Below are 16801 nucleotides of genomic sequence, written 5' to 3' on the forward strand. Positions count from 1 at the left end.
GCAATGCGTTATCGCTGCTCCCGCAGACGTTTCGCCAGGTGCAGCGCCACATCAACGCCGCTGCGCTCCAGCGAAATGGACTCCCCTTCCCAGGCCGCCTGCCGCGTTAAACAGGTGAGAATACCGCCCGGTGGCATCTCGATGGCCAGCCGCGCTTCACGCTCATTGGCGGAAATCACCGCCTCCTGCCAGCGTACGGTACGCGCCATGTTCATCGCCAGATCGTCGGCGATTTTCTCCGGCTGCCACAGCACGCGTCCGGTACTGCCGCTCAGGTAAGCGCACGCCGGACGGGACAAACTCACCCCGGCAAAGGCCTGTGCCAGTTTTTCCGCCGGACGGGTCAGCAGTTCACAGTGCGACGGCACGCTGACAGCCAGACGCTTCGCCTTGCTGGCCCCTTTCGCCAGCGCTTTTTCCGCCACCTGCGCCATCTCTTCATCACGACCGGCGATCACAATCTGCGTTTCCGCATTCAGGTTGGCGATCCAGGTCTGGCTGCCTTCGCTTATTGCTTCGACCTGCGGCAGCGTCAGACCCATGATGGCTGTCAGTCCGTAACCGTGCGGGTACGCCTGCTCCATCAAATCGCCGCGCAGGGCCACCAGCCGCAGCGCATCGTCAAAAGCCAGCGCACCGGCCACCACCGCCGCCGGGTACGCGCCGATCGACAGGCCGCTGACGATATCTGGCTCCACGCCCTGCCGTTGCAGTTCCCGCGCCCAGGCGACACCGGCGATCAACAGCGACAGCTGCACCGCGCGGGTATGCTCCAGCGCTTCAGGCATATCCAGGGTATCGACTTCCGCGCCCAGCACTTCACGCGCTTCTGCAAGCGCCGTACCGGGCAGCTGTTGCAACATGCCGGGATGCTGCGTTCCCTGGCCGGGAAAGGTAAACAGAATTTTCATTAGTCCTCCCTGCGCCAGAGATCGCTAACCAGACGCGGTCCCTGACGGGTTTTGAGCAGTGCCTGACCGTCACGCAGCCACTCATTGAGCGCGAATCCGCCGGATGGCGTCTCCACCTGCGTATCGGCGCGGCACAGGGCGGTGTCCAGCCGTTGCTGCCACTGTATCAGCGCATCGTGCGACAGCGGCTGCGGGGCGCGGATCAGCAGATCCAGATCGCTTGCGGCATGGATCACCGGGATGCCGGTCGCCAGCGCATAGCCGACGCTGCCGGTGATCCCCCAGACCCACGGCCACCCATGCTGCGCCAGCTGAAACGCCACCTGAACGGGTGGCGCGGAGATAAAGGGCGAGCTGACCAGCGCCCGGGCGTCGGTCAGCTGTTCGGGGGTGACAACGCGCACAACCTGCTGCGCATCCACCCAGCCTGGCGCACGCTGGTCGCGGCGCAGACCGCGCACCCCCACCGGGATGCGCCCCTGCTCATCAACATCACGCCGCACCACTACCGGCAACCCCGCATGCCAGACCGTATCCACCCAGGATTCCGTCACCCCCTGCAGGGCGCTGCGGTCAGCCAGCCAGAGAAGATCGTGCGGTCGCAATGATGATGAAGTCATGTTTTACATTCCTGATGTCAGCGAGATAAACAGCGGCAGAGACAGAATACACAGCACAGAGCTTAACAACAGCACGGCTTCGGCATCCGGCGACTGTACGCCAAAGCGGTTACCGAAGACCACGCCGAAGAAACCGGCCGAAAGCGCGATCATCAGGATAGCGGTAATGGCAACCGGGCCGGACAGGCCTAACGCCAGCACGATCCCCCAGGCAATGGCTGGCTGGATCAGCAGTTTAGCGATGGTCGAGGTAATAACCATGGTGTTGATTTGCAGTTTACGCGCCGAGAGGATCACGCCGGTCAGGAACAGCGCCGCCGCAGTGGCGGACAGGCCCAGCGGTTTAATGGCCGCCAGCACCAGATCCGGCATATGAATACCGATGGCGGATAAAATCACCCCTAACAGCGGGCCCATGACGATAGGTTTTTTAATCGACCGCCACATCAGCACCGGCAGCATCGCCAGGGTTGAACCGCTGTTACCGCCTTCCGCACGCGCTTTTTCACGTTCAAGGATCAGCAGGCAGAACGGCGTCATCAGCACGGAACCGCAGGCAATGGATACCGCCACGGAGAGTGAGGTAGACGAGGTTTCACCCAGCACGCTGCCCAGGATCGGCAGGCCCAGCGCCGCATAGTTCGGCAGGGCAACGGTCAGGGTCAGCACAGCAGCATCCTGCGGCGATTTTTTAAAGACGCTGGTGGCGAGGAAATAGATGATGGCGTAGGTGATCCACATCGCCAGCGTCAGCACCACGATCAGCGGCGACTGGGCGACAATACCGTCCCACGGCGTCTGCACCGTGGCGCTGAACAGCGCGGCGGGCAGGGCAAAATCCATCACGAAAATATTAAGCAGGGAAACATTTTTGTTATCCACCATTCCGGCCTTACCGGCCCAGAATCCCAGTAGCATAATCACAAAAATCGGTGCGAGAGCATGAACAATTACGTAAGTCATAAATCACCTATAGATAAACAAGGAAATAGCACTGACGCGATGTTTGTTATTTTTCAGATGCACGCTTCCTCATGGGCACAGCGTATGTGCCCACGGGGCGGTCATTCCGGCAGGTCTTTTTTACTTCTTACCAGCTTGCGCGCATGCGCTCCCGCACGAGTGACGAGCTGCGACGGTTGTCGGCACCAAGACGGTTTTTAAGCGTGGTGTCCTGACGTGCGTCGTGAATGGCCTGTTGCAGGGTGGTATTCACCTCCGCCAGATCGGCATCGGAAGGCGCTTCCGGATTGCTGATGTTCAGCAGATGATCCAGCAGCCCCAGCGTGGCGTAATTACTGATGTCATACGCCATTGGCGGAATGGTCGCCGCCAGTTTTTCCAGCGCGTCAACGGTACGCAGCGTGATACGCGCGGCAGACTCTTTACCCATCGCGTGGATCAGCACGCCGTTGTCGTTGAAGGCAATCAGACGGTTCGCCTGGTAGCCGTGCGCCAGAAACGCACCGGACATGGCTTTACCAACGATAAGGCCAATCACCGGGTGACCTGCCAGACGGGCATTGGCATAAGCCCCTGCCGCACCGGCCAGCGCCTGATGAATGCCAAAACCTTCTTCCCGGCGGCCATAGGCCTGACTCGGTACGTCAATCACCGCCACGATCGGGCGTTTAACGCTTTTACCGGCGTCGGCGGCGATGGTTTCGCTAACCACTTTCGCCAGCGTCCAGCCTTCCAGCAGACCGACTTCACCGTTTGCCGCGCGGGGATAGTGGTTATGCGTATCCGGGACCACGGCGATAAAGCGTGCCGCTTCACCGTTAATTTCACCGTCAGCCACCTGGACCGACGGGCATAACCCGCTCAAACGTGGTGCGTTGGGCGCCAGTTTTTCAAGCCATAATGCGCCACGGCTTACTGTCGTATTCATGCTTTTTCCTCCCCGGCAAAGAGCGCTTTGATCTGTTCGGCATCCGCCTGTTTGCGGGTGTCGAACTGGGTGAGACGATCCAGATACCACTGGTAGTTATCGGTGCGGTGTTTTTCCGGTACGCCTTTGGCGATAAAGTCGTTCATCGCGCCTTTCACCGCATTCACCCCGTCGCCAACCAGCGCATCCACCAGCCCGCTCTGATAGCGGACTTCCCCGCCGGTCATGCTCCAGATAAACGGACGGTCGCGGGAGTCATACTCTTCAATCCCCGCTTCCTGCTCAATGACCTGCGGACCGTTAAGACCGAGGCGCGCCTCGCGGGTGACGATTAAATAGCTGCACAGCGCGGCAGCAATGGACATCCCGCCAAAGCAGCCCACGGTACCGGCCACAATGCCGATAACCGGCGTATAACGGCGCAGATCGACAATGGCGGCATGAATATCGGCAATCGCCGCCAGCCCCAGATTGGCTTCCTGTAAACGCACGCCGCCGGTTTCGAGGCACAGTACCGCCTGGGTCGGGATGCCGTTGCGGTTATCTTCCGCCGCCAGCTCCAGCGCCGCTGCCATTTTCGCGCCGGACACTTCCCCCATGCTGCCGCCCTGGAAGGTGCCTTCGATGGCGATCACCACCGCAGGCTGGCCATTAATGGTGCCTTTCGCCACCACCATGCCGTCATCGGCCTGCGGCACGATGCCCTGCGGCCCAAGCCACGGGGAAATAATGCCTTCAAAGGGATCCAGCAATTCACGGTAGCTGCCGTCGTCCAGCAGCGTGCGGGCGCGTTCACGCGCTTTTAATTCGATAAAACTGCGGTCATCACGCATGGCTCACCCCCTCAAAAACCTGTTCGATACGAATGCGCGCCACGCCAGGCGTCGCACCAAAATCGTGGATCACCAGCTTGCCGGACGGCAGGCTGCCCGCCAGGGTGAGACGGTTAAACAGCGCTTCCCAGCGTCCGCGGCTGTTGTCCACGGAAGTGGTGATATCAACGGTGAGCGTCTGCTCCTGGTCGGCGGTGAAAAGCACCTCCATATCCCCGGAGCCAACGACGCCTGCCAGCGCTTTACCGCTCAAGGTGCGGCTGGCAGGCAAAGAGATCGTAATGTGTTCCATAACATCCTCTTAATCAGATAAATAAGGCAAGGTCGCGATACGGTCGAGCAGCAGCGTGGCGGCGAGTAAATCAGCCGCACCGCCCGGCGAGGCGTTAAGCGCCAGCATCTGCGCGTCAAGTCGCGCCAGCGCGCGCTGGCCCGCAGGCTGCGCCGTTCCGCCGGCTGACAGCACGGCTTTTGCGCCGTCACGCATGGTTTCCAGCCCGGTCATCCCGGCGCGGTTCAGCACGCAGGTATCGCTGAGCGAGGTCATGATCGCCATCAGCGCATCAAGCCGCGCCTGGGTTTCAGTGCCGCCGCGTTTACGGCTGGCTTGCAACTGCGGCAATGCCAGTTGGACGATGTGCGGAAAACCCTGCTGCGCTTCTTCACGTGCGCCGGGTACCCGATAACGATGGGTGGCGCGCAGGCCCTTGCTGAAGACTTTCGGGGCGGCGGCGTCCGGCAGTTGCGCCAGCTGTGCGGCGACATTTGCAATGTCCTCCGCAGTGCCCGCGCCGCCCAGCATCGCTGCCGCGCTGACCAGCAGGCCCAGCGCCCAGATCGCGCCACGGTGCGTATTCACGCCGCCGGTGGCAGCCATCATCTGCTGTTCGCCTTCGCGACCCAGTCGCCCGATAGTTTGTCGTAGCGCAATGTCTGCCGGACGTTGCCAGCTTTGTTGCGCCAGGGCATGAAACGTAGGGGTCAGGCTACGCGCGGAACGCTCCATCAGCGCCAGCGTCAGGTCGTGGTGCGCCCCATTCCCCCGACTGTCCACCAGACCGGGCTTCGGGCTTAACCGTGCTTCGTCAATCAGACACTGGGTGGCGGTTCGCGCCAGCCATTCGGCACCTCCGCAAGCTTCAATCTGTGGCAGATGTTTCATTACCAGCTCCGGAATTTTGCAGGCGGGTTATAAAGACCGTCAGACCATTCCACCAGATCCGCCACGCTACCGGCGGCCAGCAACGAACGGGTGGCGTCGGTGCGGCGAATGCCAATATCTTCCGGATAAACCACTTTGCCGCTGCGGCGCAGGTCGGCGACGCGTTTCGCGTCCACGCCAAGACCGATATCGGTGATCCCGGCAACGGCGGCGACCATCGCGCGACGCTCTTCCATGCTTTCGGCACGGTAGAGGTAAGCGATACCTTCTTCCGTCAGTACGTGCGTCACGTCATCGCCATAAATCATGACCGGGGCGAGTGGCATGCCGGAAGCTTTCGCCACGTCGATGGCATCGAGTTTTTCCACGAAGGTCGGTTTTGACCCTGCCTGGAAGGTTTCCACCATCTGCACCACCAGTTTTTTACCGCGCTGCATTGGGTCGGGTTCAGTGATCATGTTGAGCCACGCCGGGGTGGCATGACGCCGACCGTGCGGATCGTGCCCCATGTTTGGCGCGCCGCCGAAGCCGGACAGACGACCGCGGGTTACGGTCGAGGAGTTGGCGAAACCATCAACCTGTAAGGTCGAACCGATAAACATATCCACCGCGTACTGCCCTGCCAGCTGGCAGAACGCGCGGTTGGAGCGCATGGAGCCGTCGGCGCCGGTAAAGAAAATGTCCGGACGGGCGCGGATATACTCTTCCATCCCCAGTTCACCACCGAAGCAGTGCACACTCTCCACCCAACCGCTTTCGATCGCCGGGATCAGCGTCGGGTGCGGGTTCAGCGTCCAGTGTTTACAGATTTTGCCTTTCAGCCCCAGCTGTTCGCCGTAGGTGGGCAGCAGCAGTTCGATGGCAGCGGTATTAAAGCCGATACCGTGGTTCAGCGACTGCACCTGGTGTTCGGCGTAAATGCCTTTGATCGCCATCATCGCCATCAGGATGTGTTCCTGTTTGATGAGGCGCGGATCGCGGGTAAATAGCGGTTCGATAAAGAACGGTTTGTCCGCTACCACCACGTAGTCGATCCAGGAGCCGGGGATGTCGACACGCGGTAAATCGCATTCGTCATCCACCAGTTCGTTAACCTGGGCGATGACGATGCCGTCACGGAACGCTGCGGCTTCGACCAGCGCAGGAGTGTCTTCAGTGCTCGGCCCGGTGTAAAGGTTACCTTTGCGGTCAGCTTTGTAGCCGGCGATCAGCGCGACGTTCGGCGACAGATCGACATAAAGACGGGAATAGAGTTCGATGTAAGTGTGGATCGCGCCGATTTCCAGTTGACCGTCTTCCAGCAGCTGCGAAATGCGCAGGCTTTGCGTACCGGAGAACGAGAAGTCGAGCTTACGGGCGATGCCCTTTTCAAAAATATCGAGGTGTTCGCTGCGGCCAACGCTTGGCATGATCATGTGCAGATCGTGCACTTTTTGCGGGCTGACTTGCGCAAGGGAGCGGGAAAGAAAATCCGCCTGTTTTTGGTTATTGCCTTCCAGCACCACTTTGTCGCCGGGTGCGATAAGTTTTTCCAGCATGGCGACCAGGTCGTCGGTCGGCAGCACTTTGCCTTCTACCGGGACAGAAGCCAGACGACGCTGTTTCTCGGTACGTCGTGTGTTCCATACCCGTGCAGGCGTTTGCCCAGATAACATTATTAACCTCCTGATTCAGCACATCATTTTGATTTGCTTAACACTGCACTAAGTGTGCGCTCTGGTGAGAAAGTCATCAATTAAGCCCTGTGCTTAATCATTAGCCTGAGAGTAATAATCAAAGTGACAATCTGTGATGGAGATCAGGAAAAGCAACGCAAAAAGTATCTATGGCAGGCAACGCATCAGGGCCGGAAACGCAATTTCATCCGCAGCAGCGGGGTTTAACAGGTATAGTAGTCGGCAGACTTTTAAGAACACATCGCACGATTATGGCTCAAATAACGCCCTTAGAGATCCCGGATACTGCCGCTGACAGCCTTGCATTTCGCCCACTGGCCGGCGCAGCCAATCCCCACCTGCAAACCATGCTGCCGCGCCTCATTCGCCGTCGGCTCCAGTTCACGCCCCAGTGGCAGCGCCTTGAGCTGCCGGATGGCGATTTTGTCGATCTCGCCTGGAGCGAAGATCCGCATGTGGCCAAACATAAGCCCAGGCTGGTGGTGTTTCACGGTCTGGAAGGCAGCCTGCACAGCCCGTACGCCCACGGTTTGATCAACGCCGCCCGCGCGCGCGGCTGGCTCGGCGTGGTGATGCACTTTCGCGGCTGTAGTGGCGAACCCAATCGTCTGAAGCGCATTTACCACTCCGGGGAAACGGAAGACGGCACCTGGTTTTTACACTGGTTACAGCGTGAGTTTGGCGCAGCGCCCACGGCAGCGGTGGGTTTTTCCCTCGGCGGTAATATGCTCGGCTGTCTGCTGGGCAAAAATGAACCCGATCTGCCGCTCAATGCTGCGGTGATCGTATCGGCTCCGCTGGTGCTGGAAGCCTGTAGCTATCATATGGATAAAGGCTTTTCGCGCTTTTATCAGCACTATTTGCTGAACCTGTTAAAGGGCAACGCGATGCGCAAGCTGAAGGCGTATCCGGATTCACTGCCGGTTGATCTTACCCGCCTGCGTCGTATGCGCCGCATCCGGGATTTTGACGATCTGATCACCGCCCGTATCCACGGCTTTACCGACGCCATCGACTATTATCGTCAGTGCAGCGCCATGCCGGTGTTGCCGAAGATTCGCAAGCCGACGCTTATCATTCATGCCAAAGACGATCCGTTTATGGATCATAATGTTATTCCGGCGGCGGGTTATTTACCGCCCAACGTGGAGTATCAGTTGACGGAACACGGCGGGCACGTGGGCTTTGTGGGCGGGACGCTGCGCCGCCCGGAAATGTGGCTGGAAAAGCGCATTCCCGACTGGCTGACAACATATCTGGAGGCGTAAATGATTATCCCCTGGCAGGATCTGGCAACAGAGACGCTCGACAGCCTGATCGAGAGCTTTGTCTTGCGTGAAGGCACCGATTATGGTGAACATGAGCGTTCACTTGAACAAAAGGTCGCCGACGTTAAGCGCCAGCTGCAAACCGGAGAAGCGGTGCTGGTGTGGTCTGAACTGCATGAAACGGTGAACATCATGCCGAAGAAGCAGTTTCGCGAATAAAACCAGTTTTAGGGAGCGTTGCTATGTCTGCCAAACATCCGGTGATTGCCGTAACGGGTTCCAGCGGAGCCGGAACCACCACCACCAGCCTCGCGTTTCGTAAGATTTTCGCGCAACTGGATCTGCGCGCCGCAGAAGTGGAAGGCGACAGCTTTCACCGTTACACGCGCCCGGAAATGGACATGGCGATCCGTAAAGCGCGCGATGCCGGACGGCATATCAGCTATTTCGGCCCGGAAGCAAATGACTTCGGGCTGCTGGAGCAGACGTTTATCGAGTACGGGCTGACCGGCACCGGCCAGTCACGTAAATATCTCCATACCTACGATGAGGCAGTGCCGTGGAATCAGGTGCCGGGCACCTTCACACCGTGGCAACCGTTGCCTGAACCTACCGACGTGCTGTTTTATGAAGGGCTGCACGGCGGCGTGGTGACGCCACAGCAGGACGTGTCGCGCCATGTGGATCTGCTGGTCGGCGTGGTGCCGATCATTAACCTGGAGTGGATCCAGAAGCTGGTGCGCGATACCAGCGAGCGCGGGCATTCACGGGAAACGGTGATGGATTCGGTGGTGCGGTCGATGGAAGACTACATCAACTTTATTACGCCGCAGTTTTCCCGCACGCACATTAACTTCCAGCGCGTGCCGACCGTGGATACTTCCAACCCCTTCGCCGCGAAAGCGATCCCGTCGCTGGACGAAAGCTTTGTGGTGATCCATTTCCGTAATCTGGAAGGCATCGATTTTCCCTGGCTGCTGGCGATGTTGCAGGGCTCATTCATTTCCCACATCAATACATTAGTGGTGCCGGGCGGAAAAATGGGGCTGGCGATGGAGCTGATCATGCTGCCGCTGGTGCAGCGGCTGATGGAAGGCAAGAAAATCGAGTGATTTTTTGTGCCGGATGGCGGCGTGAACGCCTTATCCGGCCTACAGATTAAGCTTTTGTAGGCCGGATAAGCGTAGCGCCATCCGGCAGGGTTAGCGCAGCGCCACCTGACGTGCACCAAAAATCACCCCTCAATCACCTCAAACGAATGGGTGATAGTGGCGGCTTTTTCCAGCATCAGCGCCACCGAACAATACTTCTCTGCCGACAGATCCACCGCGCGGGCTACCGCCGCTTCTTTCAGCGCTTTGCCGGTGACGATAAAGTGCAGATTGATGTGCGTGAACAGACGCGGCGCCTCTTCACGGCGCTCGGAGGTCAGTTTGACTTCGCAATCCGTCACATCGTGACGCCCTTTTTGCAGAATGGATACCACGTCAATGGCGCTGCATCCCCCGGCGGCCATCAACACCATCTCCATCGGGCTTGGCGCTTTATCGCCTGAGTTGCCGTCCATCAGGATCTGGTGGCCTGAAGCAGACTCGCCCAGGAACGTTAAACCTTCTACCCATTTGACTCTTGCTTGCATTTTATTCGCTCCGGCGCGGTAAATTTCCCTTCAGATTACGCGCACATAACAATTCTCGCAACGGAAGGCGACCTGCATCATGCTGAAGCGAGACACCAGGAGACACACAGCAAAAGCTATGCTAAAACATTCTGGCTGCTACAGTGATACATTGACGTTGCACATGTATGCAGACGACATCAAACATTAAAGGCTGGATTTTCGAACGGCCACTTCCCGGGAACAGGGAAGCATATGATTGCAACCCCAGAGGCAGAGTGTTCATCCTGGCTCTGGAGCCAGCTTATAACAGAGGATAACCGCGCATGGTGCTTGGCAAACCGCAAACAGACCCGACTCTCGAATGGTTCTTGTCTCATTGCCATATTCATAAGTACCCGTCGAAGAGCACGCTGATTCACCAGGGTGAAAAAGCGGAAACGTTGTATTACATCGTTAAAGGCTCAGTGGCAGTGCTCATCAAGGATGAAGAAGGTAAAGAGATGATCCTCTCTTACCTCAACCAGGGAGATTTTATCGGTGAACTGGGCCTGTTTGAAGAAGGTCAGGAGCGCAGTGCCTGGGTACGTGCTAAAACCGCTTGTGAAGTGGCAGAAATCTCGTACAAAAAATTCCGTCAGCTTATCCAGGTGAACCCGGATATTCTGATGCGCCTGTCTTCCCAGATGGCGCGCCGCCTGCAGGTGACGTCCGAGAAAGTGGGTAACCTCGCCTTCCTCGACGTGACTGGCCGCATCGCGCAGACGCTGCTGAACCTGGCCAAACAGCCGGACGCCATGACCCACCCGGACGGTATGCAAATTAAAATTACCCGTCAGGAGATCGGTCAGATCGTTGGCTGCTCCCGTGAAACCGTCGGTCGCATTCTGAAGATGCTGGAAGATCAAAACCTGATCTCTGCGCACGGTAAAACCATCGTGGTTTACGGAACCCGCTAAGCCCCTCAAACGGCGTATTGCATCTGCGAGACGCCGTTTTTGTTTGCATTCTCATGTGGCGCAGGCTGATCTATCACCCGGAAATTAACTACGCCCTGCGACAAACGCTGGTGTTGTGTCTCCCTGTGGCCATCGGCCTCGCCTTCGGGCACCTGCAACAGGGGCTGCTGTTCTCTCTCGTTCCTGCCTGCTGCAACATTGCCGGGCTCGATACCCCCCATAAACGCTTTTTCAAACGCCTGATCGTGGGCGGCTCGCTGTTTGCGGGCTGTAGCCTGGCGGTGCAGCTATTGCTGGCGGAGAACATCGCCCTGCCGCTGATCCTCGGCGGGCTGGCGCTGCTGCTTGGCGTCACGGCAGAGATCAGCGCCCTGCACGCGCGCCTGCTGCCGGCGTCGCTTATCGCCGCCATCTTTACCTTAAGCCTTGCCGGAAATATGCCGGTATGGGAGCCGCTGCTGATTTATGCCTCCGGCACGCTGTGGTACGGGCTGTTTAACTGGCTGTGGTTCTGGATGTGGCGCGAACAGCCGCTGCGCGAATCCTTAAGCCTGCTCTACCGCCAGCTGGCGGAGTACTGCGAAGCTAAATACAGTCTGCTGACCCAGCATGCGGATCCGGAAAAAGCCCTGCCGCCGCTGCTGGCGCGTCAGCAGAAAGCCGTGGATCTGATCAGCCAGTGTTACCAGCAAATGCACATGCTCGCCGCTAATCAGCATAACGATTACAAGCGCCTGCTGCGGGCGTTTCAGGTGGCGCTGGACCTGCAGGAGCATATTTCCGTCAGCCTGCATCAGCCCCAGGAAGTGCAAAAACTGGTGGAGCAGAGTCACGCCGAAGCGGTGATCCGCTGGAACGCGCAGGTGGTCGCCGCCCGGCTGCGGGTGCTGGCGGACGACATTCTCTATCACCGTTTTCCTGTGCGCTTTAATATGGATAAGCAGGTCGGCGCGCTGGAAAAAATCGCCCGTCAGCATCCGGATAACCCGGTCGGCCAGTTCTGCGCCTGGCACTTCAGCCGTATCGCCAGAGTACTGCGCACCCAGCGCCCGCTGTATGTGCGCGATCTGATGGAGGATAAACAGCGCCGCCAGCCGCTGATCCCGGCGCTCAAAAGCTATCTGTCGTTTAAATCCCCGGCGCTGCGCAATGCGGCGCGCATTGCCGTGATGCTCGCCATCGCCAGCCTGATGGGGATCGCGCTGCATCTGCCCAAGCCCTACTGGATCCTGATGACGGTACTGCTGGTGACGCAAAACGGCTACGGCGCAACGCGGGTGCGTATTCAGCACCGGGCGGCGGGGACTATGGCGGGGCTGATTATTGCCGGTATCACGCTGCACTTTCACGTGCCGGAAGGCTATACGCTGCTCGGTATGCTGGTGGTGACGCTGATTAGCTATCTGATCATCCGCAAGAATTATGGCTGGGCGACGGTGGGCTTCACCATCACCGCGGTGTATTCGTTACAGCTGCTGACGCTGAGCGGCGACCAGTTTATCGTCGCCAGGCTTATCGATACGCTGATTGGCTGTCTGATCGCCTTTGGCGGCATGGTCTGGCTGTGGCCGCAGTGGCAGAGCGGGCTGTTGCGGCAGAACGCCCACGACGCGCTGGAGGCGGACCAGGAGGCCATCCGCCTGATCCTCAGCGACGATCCGCAGCCCACGCCGCTGGCGTACCAGCGCATGCGCGTCAATCAGGCACACAATACGCTGTTTAACTCGCTCAATCAGGCAATGCAGGAGCCGGGCTTTAACACTCATTACCTGGAAGATATGAAACTCTGGGTGACGCACAGCCAGTTTATCGTCGAGCACATTAACGCGATGACCACCCTGGCGCGCGAGCACACCATGCTGACGCCGGATCTGGCGCAACGTTATCTGGAATCCTGTGAAATTGCGCTTCAGCGTTGCCAGCAGCGCCTGGAATATGACGGGCCGGCAGGGTCGGGGGATGCCAATATTCTGGAAGCGCCGGAGACCTTAACCCAGGGCCCGATGAGCACGCTGGAACAGCATCTGCAACGTGTTATCGGGCATCTGAACACCATGCACACCATTTCGTCGGTGGCATGGCGTCAGCGCCCGCATCACGGCATCTGGCTGATGCGGACAGGAAAGCGGAAGCATTAGAAATTTGCCGGGTGGCGCTTTCGCTTACCCGGCCTACGAGCCTAAGTCTGCAAGCACAGCGCCGCCGGGCAACAGGGTTAACCGTGGACGATTTTCGCGACGGCCTGCGCAAAACGTGCCATGCCCTCGTCGATGTCGCTCTCTTCCACCACCAGCGACGGCGCAAAACGCATCACGTCCGGCCCGGCGTTCAGCACCATCACCCCTTCGCTGGCGGCCGCATACAGGAAATCACGGGCGCGACCACGGTATTGCGGCTTCAGTTCTGCGCCAATCAGCAGACCCATACCGCGAATATCGCTGAACAGGTCATACTGCTCATCGATCTGTTGAAGATGTTTAACAAAGCGCTGGCGTTTTTCGTTCACCCCCTGCAACACTTCCGGCGTATTGATAATATCGAAGGCCGCGCCCGCTACCGCGCAGGCCAGCGGGTTGCCGCCGTAGGTGGATCCATGGGAGCCAACATGAAACGCGCTGGCGATCTCCTGGGTGGTCAGCATGGCGCTGACCGGGAAGCCGCCGCCCAGCGCTTTGGCGCTGGTGAGAATATCCGGCGTCACGCCGTAGTGCATATAGGCAAAGAGTTCACCGCTGCGGCCCATGCCGCACTGCACTTCATCAAATACCAGCAGCGCCTGATGTTCATCGCACAGCTCGCGCAGCCCTTGCAGAAATTCCGGAGTCGCCGCCGTAACGCCGCCCTCGCCCTGGATCGGCTCCACGACGACCGCGCAGGTGTGATCGTCCATCACCGCTTTGACCGCGTGCAGATCGTTAAAGGGCACATGGATGATGTCCGCCGGTTTCGGCCCGAAGCCATCGGAATATTTCGGCTGTCCGCCCACCGACACGGTAAACAGCGACCGTCCATGGAAAGCATTGTGGAAGGCGATGATTTTCGTTTTATAGGGGCTGTGACGGGTGGAGGCGTAGTAGCGCGCCAGTTTGAAGGCCGTTTCATTAGCTTCGGTGCCGGAGTTCATAAAGAGCACGCGCTCGGCAAAGGTGGCCTCAATCATTTTACGGCCCAGGCGCAGGGCCGGTTCGTTGGTAAAGACGTTGCTGGTGTGCCACAGGGTTTCCCCCTGGGTTTTTAACGCCTCAACCAGCGCCGGATGGCAATGACCGAGCGCCGTAACGGCAATACCGCCCGCAAAATCAACGTACTCTTTACCCTGCTGATCCCACACGCGGCTGCCCTTCCCTTTTACCGGAATGAATTCAGCAGGTGCATAAATCGGCAGAATTACTTCGTCAAATGTTGCGCGCGTAATTGCGTTTTGTTCAGTTGCCATGTCACGCCCATCCGTTTTGTGCTGTATTAATTATGAAAATATAAGCACAAAATATGCATAAAAAATCACAACAAGGCAACAAAAAATCATCGCGACAGGAAATTAGCCAGCAGTTCATGCCCCTGTTCGCTGAGGATGCTTTCCGGATGAAACTGCACGCCTTCCAGATCCCACTCCCGGTGGCGGATGCCCATTATTTCCTGCGTATCGCTCCAGGCGGTGACGTCAAAGCAGTCGGGCAGCGAGGCGGGTTCGATCACCAGCGAATGATAGCGGGTAACGGTTAACGGATTATTCAGCCCCTGAAACACGCCCTTCCCCGTATGGGTGACCGGCGAGGTTTTGCCGTGCATCACTTTTTGCGCCCGCACAATGCGCGCGCCAAACACCTGCGCAATCGCCTGATGTCCCAGACACACGCCCAGCACCGGCAGCTTGCCGGCGTAATGGCGGATCACCTCCAGCGACACGCCAGATTCGTCCGGCGTACAGGGACCGGGGGAGATCACGATTTTGTCCGGTGACAGGCTGTCGATATCGGCAAGGCTAATAACGTCATTGCGCCTGACTTCCACCTGCGCGCCCAGCTCGCAAAAGTACTGGTAGAGGTTCCAGGTAAAAGAGTCGTAGTTGTCGATAAGCAGGATCATGGTGCGGGATCTTTCAGTCAAAAAATGCGATGGGGGTAGTGTACCTGTTTTATTGCCCGGCGGCGCAGGCTTGCCGGGCCTGCAAAAAATACCGATCCGCCGGGCGTTGGCTTACTCTGCCTCTTTCGCTTCACTGACCACCTTGCTAAAGATTTTGGTCAGTGCAGAGAGATCGCCCATTGCGCCGCTCTGATTCGCCTGGCTCCAGGCATCCGGCTTGATGCCGCGCCAGTCCAGCATGTAACCGGCGTGGATCGCCAACTGCTCGAAGAAAATACGCTGGGCAATACCGTTGCCGATGCGGAACGGGTGCAGCACGTTGATTTCGCAATAATAGTGCGCAAGGCGTTCGGTGAAAGCGTCTTTCTCAAGACCCTGCAACCAGTTTTCCACTTCCAGCTCCTGCATCAGGGCGTTGCCCTCTTTTTCGATGTAATCGAAATGGCAGAAACGCGTGTCGCCCTGATAGATGTCCACTTCGCGAATATCGCCCGCCCAGTCAAAAATATCCTGATACAGATGGCGGTGAATGGCGCACAGGTGCGGCAGGCCGGGGGTATCCGTGCCTAACGGCAGGGTGGCGGCGCGCAGCGCGGTAAACTGATACGCCGCTTCTTCCAGACGCTGTGTCTGACGAATGCCGAGCTTATTGCGCATCACATTGAGGCCGGGGTAAAGATAGGGATCGCGCCCGTCGCCAAACTTATCGCTCATGGTTCCCCCTTAACGCTTCAATGCGCACGTTCGCTTCGTCGGCGCTCAGTTTGATCTCTTCACACTCGACGCCTTCAAGCCGTCTGCTGGCCTGGAAATTGACGTTACGCTGCTGTTCCCAGAGACGGGATTTTTGCCGGTCGGTGAGTTTTTTAGCCATGACGCCTCCCTGTTGTTGTCGCCCATGAGCCACAAGTATAAGCGGCAATCCGGCGTTGCGCAGGGGAGCGAAGAGGAGCACGGGCCGCAAAACCCGTGCAAAATGTTACGGCAGGACTTTCGCGGAAAGGATCACAACAGGTTTGGTTGGCACATTCTGGTAAGGGCCGACATCGTGCGTCTGCACCTGAGAAATCTTGTCCGCCACATCCATACCTTTCACAACTTTACCGAATACCGCATAGCCGAAATCGCGCTGACCGTGATCGAGGAAGGCGTTATCCGCTACGTTTAAGAAAAACTGGCTGGTCGCGCTGTCTTTATCCGCGGTGCGCGCCATTGAGATAGTGCCGCGGGTATTACGCAGGCCGTTATCCGCTTCGTTTTTGATCGGCGGATTGGGCTGTTTCTGCTGCATCTGCTCGTTGAAACCGCCGCCCTGCACCATAAAGCCCGGGATCACGCGGTGGAAGGTGGTGTTGTTATAAAAACCACTGTTCACATAGTCGAGGAAGTTTTGCACGGACACCGGGGCTTTCTGGCTGTTCAGCTCCAGTTCGATGTTACCGGCAGACGTGGTCAACAGAACATGGGGATCACCTTTTGCTGCCAGCGCAGCGGGGGAAATTGCAGAAAGAGCAAATACAGCTGCGACAGCCGCCAGAGTCATTTTAACCATGAGAATTCCTAAACATAGAGCGGTAAAAGAGCGAGTGGATAGATTCTAAAGAGGCGATAGCTCACAGGCCAGCCTTTTACCTAATTTTACGAAATTGAAACAGTTGTAACCTCACAAATTTATGATAAATAGCGGCCTAAAGTGTGAGCGATCTCATAATAAATACTGCAATAAGTTTCATATTCATTATTAAAGATTTAAATGTATCACTTTATTGCATAAAAT

Annotated in this window: 19 protein-coding genes; 5 read left to right on the top strand and 14 right to left on the bottom strand. The window is 58.0% G+C overall.

The genetic code is table 11. The annotated features are described in order from the left end of the window. Positions 1-8: 8 nt before the first annotated feature. From mdcH to mdcA, 8 genes are all read right to left on the bottom strand, one after another. The gene (gene mdcH / locus BMF08_RS03780; RefSeq protein ID WP_072571274.1) at positions 9-911 is read right to left on the bottom strand and encodes a malonate decarboxylase subunit epsilon; all 903 of its coding nucleotides are present in this window, start codon (positions 909-911) and stop codon (positions 9-11) included. Then, positions 911-1531 carry a malonate decarboxylase holo-ACP synthase gene (locus tag BMF08_RS03785; RefSeq protein ID WP_072571273.1) on the bottom strand — a complete coding sequence of 207 codons (621 nt, stop codon included), beginning with the start codon at positions 1529-1531 and terminating at the stop codon, positions 911-913. The genes mdcH and BMF08_RS03785 overlap by 1 nt, the downstream gene beginning before the upstream one ends. Positions 1532-1534: 3 nt before the next feature. Continuing rightward, positions 1535-2494, bottom strand: a complete 960-nt coding sequence (locus tag BMF08_RS03790; protein ID WP_072571272.1) for an AEC family transporter — start codon at positions 2492-2494, stop codon at positions 1535-1537. Between the two features lie 127 nt (positions 2495-2621). Continuing rightward, entirely contained in the window at positions 2622-3422 is an 801-nt protein-coding gene (mdcE, locus tag BMF08_RS03795; protein WP_072571271.1) for a biotin-independent malonate decarboxylase subunit gamma, read from the bottom strand. Beyond that, positions 3419-4255 carry a biotin-independent malonate decarboxylase subunit beta gene (locus BMF08_RS03800; RefSeq protein WP_072571270.1) on the bottom strand — a complete coding sequence of 279 codons (837 nt, stop codon included), beginning with the start codon at positions 4253-4255 and terminating at the stop codon, positions 3419-3421. The genes mdcE and BMF08_RS03800 overlap by 4 nt, the downstream gene beginning before the upstream one ends. After that, positions 4248-4547 (bottom strand): malonate decarboxylase acyl carrier protein, encoded by a 300-nt coding sequence (gene mdcC / locus BMF08_RS03805; protein WP_072571269.1) that lies wholly within the window; start codon positions 4545-4547, stop codon positions 4248-4250. Before mdcC ends, BMF08_RS03800 begins: the two co-directional genes overlap by 8 nt. 9 nt (positions 4548-4556) lie before the next feature. Beyond that, positions 4557-5417 (bottom strand): triphosphoribosyl-dephospho-CoA synthase, encoded by an 861-nt coding sequence (locus BMF08_RS03810; RefSeq protein ID WP_072571268.1) that lies wholly within the window; start codon positions 5415-5417, stop codon positions 4557-4559. Then, complete coding sequence (mdcA, locus tag BMF08_RS03815) at positions 5417-7072, bottom strand: malonate decarboxylase subunit alpha (RefSeq protein WP_072571267.1); 1656 nt, start codon at positions 7070-7072, stop codon at positions 5417-5419. The genes BMF08_RS03810 and mdcA overlap by 1 nt, the downstream gene beginning before the upstream one ends. A gap of 272 nt (positions 7073-7344) precedes the next feature. Here mdcA and BMF08_RS03820 point away from each other — a divergent pair, with 272 nt between their 5' ends. The 3 genes from BMF08_RS03820 to BMF08_RS03830 are packed head-to-tail and all read left to right on the top strand — an operon-like array spanning position 7345 to position 9473. Beyond that, entirely contained in the window at positions 7345-8361 is a 1017-nt protein-coding gene (locus tag BMF08_RS03820; protein ID WP_072571266.1) for a hydrolase, read from the top strand. Next, positions 8362-8580, top strand: a complete 219-nt coding sequence (locus BMF08_RS03825; RefSeq protein ID WP_072571265.1) for a YheU family protein — start codon at positions 8362-8364, stop codon at positions 8578-8580. Between the two features lie 23 nt (positions 8581-8603). Further along, positions 8604-9473 (top strand): phosphoribulokinase, encoded by an 870-nt coding sequence (locus tag BMF08_RS03830; RefSeq protein ID WP_072571264.1) that lies wholly within the window; start codon positions 8604-8606, stop codon positions 9471-9473. A 122-nt stretch (positions 9474-9595) separates the two neighbouring features. Here the strand turns inward: BMF08_RS03830 and BMF08_RS03835 are convergent, their stop codons facing one another. Beyond that, positions 9596-10000, bottom strand: a complete 405-nt coding sequence (locus tag BMF08_RS03835; protein WP_072571263.1) for an OsmC family protein — start codon at positions 9998-10000, stop codon at positions 9596-9598. A 305-nt stretch (positions 10001-10305) separates the two neighbouring features. Here BMF08_RS03835 and crp point away from each other — a divergent pair, with 305 nt between their 5' ends. Both crp and BMF08_RS03845 read left to right on the top strand, forming a co-directional pair. Then, the gene (crp, locus tag BMF08_RS03840; protein WP_000242758.1) at positions 10306-10938 is read left to right on the top strand and encodes a cAMP-activated global transcriptional regulator CRP; all 633 of its coding nucleotides are present in this window, start codon (positions 10306-10308) and stop codon (positions 10936-10938) included. Positions 10939-10991: 53 nt separating this feature from the next. Continuing rightward, the gene (locus BMF08_RS03845) at positions 10992-13076 is read left to right on the top strand and encodes a YccS/YhfK family putative transporter (RefSeq protein WP_072571262.1); all 2085 of its coding nucleotides are present in this window, start codon (positions 10992-10994) and stop codon (positions 13074-13076) included. Positions 13077-13153: 77 nt separating this feature from the next. Here the strand turns inward: BMF08_RS03845 and argD are convergent, their stop codons facing one another. The 5 genes from argD to ppiA all read right to left on the bottom strand — a co-directional run bounded on the left by argD (position 13154) and on the right by ppiA (position 16576). Continuing rightward, complete coding sequence (argD, locus tag BMF08_RS03850) at positions 13154-14374, bottom strand: bifunctional acetylornithine/succinyldiaminopimelate transaminase (RefSeq protein ID WP_072571261.1); 1221 nt, start codon at positions 14372-14374, stop codon at positions 13154-13156. 86 nt (positions 14375-14460) lie between these two features. Further along, positions 14461-15024 (bottom strand): aminodeoxychorismate synthase component 2, encoded by a 564-nt coding sequence (gene pabA, locus BMF08_RS03855; RefSeq protein WP_072571260.1) that lies wholly within the window; start codon positions 15022-15024, stop codon positions 14461-14463. Between the two features lie 111 nt (positions 15025-15135). Continuing rightward, positions 15136-15738 carry a putative adenosine monophosphate-protein transferase Fic gene (locus BMF08_RS03860; RefSeq protein WP_072571259.1) on the bottom strand — a complete coding sequence of 201 codons (603 nt, stop codon included), beginning with the start codon at positions 15736-15738 and terminating at the stop codon, positions 15136-15138. Then, the gene (locus BMF08_RS03865) at positions 15728-15898 is read right to left on the bottom strand and encodes a YhfG family protein (protein WP_072571258.1); all 171 of its coding nucleotides are present in this window, start codon (positions 15896-15898) and stop codon (positions 15728-15730) included. The genes BMF08_RS03860 and BMF08_RS03865 overlap by 11 nt, the downstream gene beginning before the upstream one ends. Positions 15899-16003: 105 nt before the next feature. Further along, entirely contained in the window at positions 16004-16576 is a 573-nt protein-coding gene (gene ppiA / locus BMF08_RS03870) for a peptidylprolyl isomerase A (RefSeq protein WP_072571257.1), read from the bottom strand. Positions 16577-16801 lie beyond the last annotated feature (225 nt).

The sequence above is a fragment of the Enterobacter sp. SA187 genome, assembly GCF_001888805.2.
Lineage (GTDB): Bacteria > Pseudomonadota > Gammaproteobacteria > Enterobacterales > Enterobacteriaceae > Enterobacter_D.

What these genes read in the sequence shown, in the direction of transcription:
- BMF08_RS03820 (WP_072571266.1), top strand. Translation starts at nt 7,345, where the DNA reads ATGGCTCAAATAACGCCCTTAGAGATCCCGGATACTGCCGCTGACAGC.
- BMF08_RS03800 (WP_072571270.1), bottom strand. Translation starts at nt 4,255, where the DNA reads ATGCGTGATGACCGCAGTTTTATCGAATTAAAAGCGCGTGAACGCGCC.
- pabA (WP_072571260.1), bottom strand. Translation starts at nt 15,024, where the DNA reads ATGATCCTGCTTATCGACAACTACGACTCTTTTACCTGGAACCTCTAC.
- BMF08_RS03810 (WP_072571268.1), bottom strand. Translation starts at nt 5,417, where the DNA reads ATGAAACATCTGCCACAGATTGAAGCTTGCGGAGGTGCCGAATGGCTG.
- BMF08_RS03865 (WP_072571258.1), bottom strand. Translation starts at nt 15,898, where the DNA reads ATGGCTAAAAAACTCACCGACCGGCAAAAATCCCGTCTCTGGGAACAG.
- BMF08_RS03825 (WP_072571265.1), top strand. Translation starts at nt 8,362, where the DNA reads ATGATTATCCCCTGGCAGGATCTGGCAACAGAGACGCTCGACAGCCTG.
- mdcA (WP_072571267.1), bottom strand. Translation starts at nt 7,072, where the DNA reads ATGTTATCTGGGCAAACGCCTGCACGGGTATGGAACACACGACGTACC.
- BMF08_RS03845 (WP_072571262.1), top strand. Translation starts at nt 10,992, where the DNA reads ATGTGGCGCAGGCTGATCTATCACCCGGAAATTAACTACGCCCTGCGA.
- BMF08_RS03835 (WP_072571263.1), bottom strand. Translation starts at nt 10,000, where the DNA reads ATGCAAGCAAGAGTCAAATGGGTAGAAGGTTTAACGTTCCTGGGCGAG.
- mdcE (WP_072571271.1), bottom strand. Translation starts at nt 3,422, where the DNA reads ATGAATACGACAGTAAGCCGTGGCGCATTATGGCTTGAAAAACTGGCG.
- crp (WP_000242758.1), top strand. Translation starts at nt 10,306, where the DNA reads ATGGTGCTTGGCAAACCGCAAACAGACCCGACTCTCGAATGGTTCTTG.
- mdcH (WP_072571274.1), bottom strand. Translation starts at nt 911, where the DNA reads ATGAAAATTCTGTTTACCTTTCCCGGCCAGGGAACGCAGCATCCCGGC.
- BMF08_RS03860 (WP_072571259.1), bottom strand. Translation starts at nt 15,738, where the DNA reads ATGAGCGATAAGTTTGGCGACGGGCGCGATCCCTATCTTTACCCCGGC.
- BMF08_RS03830 (WP_072571264.1), top strand. Translation starts at nt 8,604, where the DNA reads ATGTCTGCCAAACATCCGGTGATTGCCGTAACGGGTTCCAGCGGAGCC.
- BMF08_RS03785 (WP_072571273.1), bottom strand. Translation starts at nt 1,531, where the DNA reads ATGACTTCATCATCATTGCGACCGCACGATCTTCTCTGGCTGGCTGAC.
- ppiA (WP_072571257.1), bottom strand. Translation starts at nt 16,576, where the DNA reads ATGGTTAAAATGACTCTGGCGGCTGTCGCAGCTGTATTTGCTCTTTCT.
- mdcC (WP_072571269.1), bottom strand. Translation starts at nt 4,547, where the DNA reads ATGGAACACATTACGATCTCTTTGCCTGCCAGCCGCACCTTGAGCGGT.
- BMF08_RS03790 (WP_072571272.1), bottom strand. Translation starts at nt 2,494, where the DNA reads ATGACTTACGTAATTGTTCATGCTCTCGCACCGATTTTTGTGATTATG.
- argD (WP_072571261.1), bottom strand. Translation starts at nt 14,374, where the DNA reads ATGGCAACTGAACAAAACGCAATTACGCGCGCAACATTTGACGAAGTA.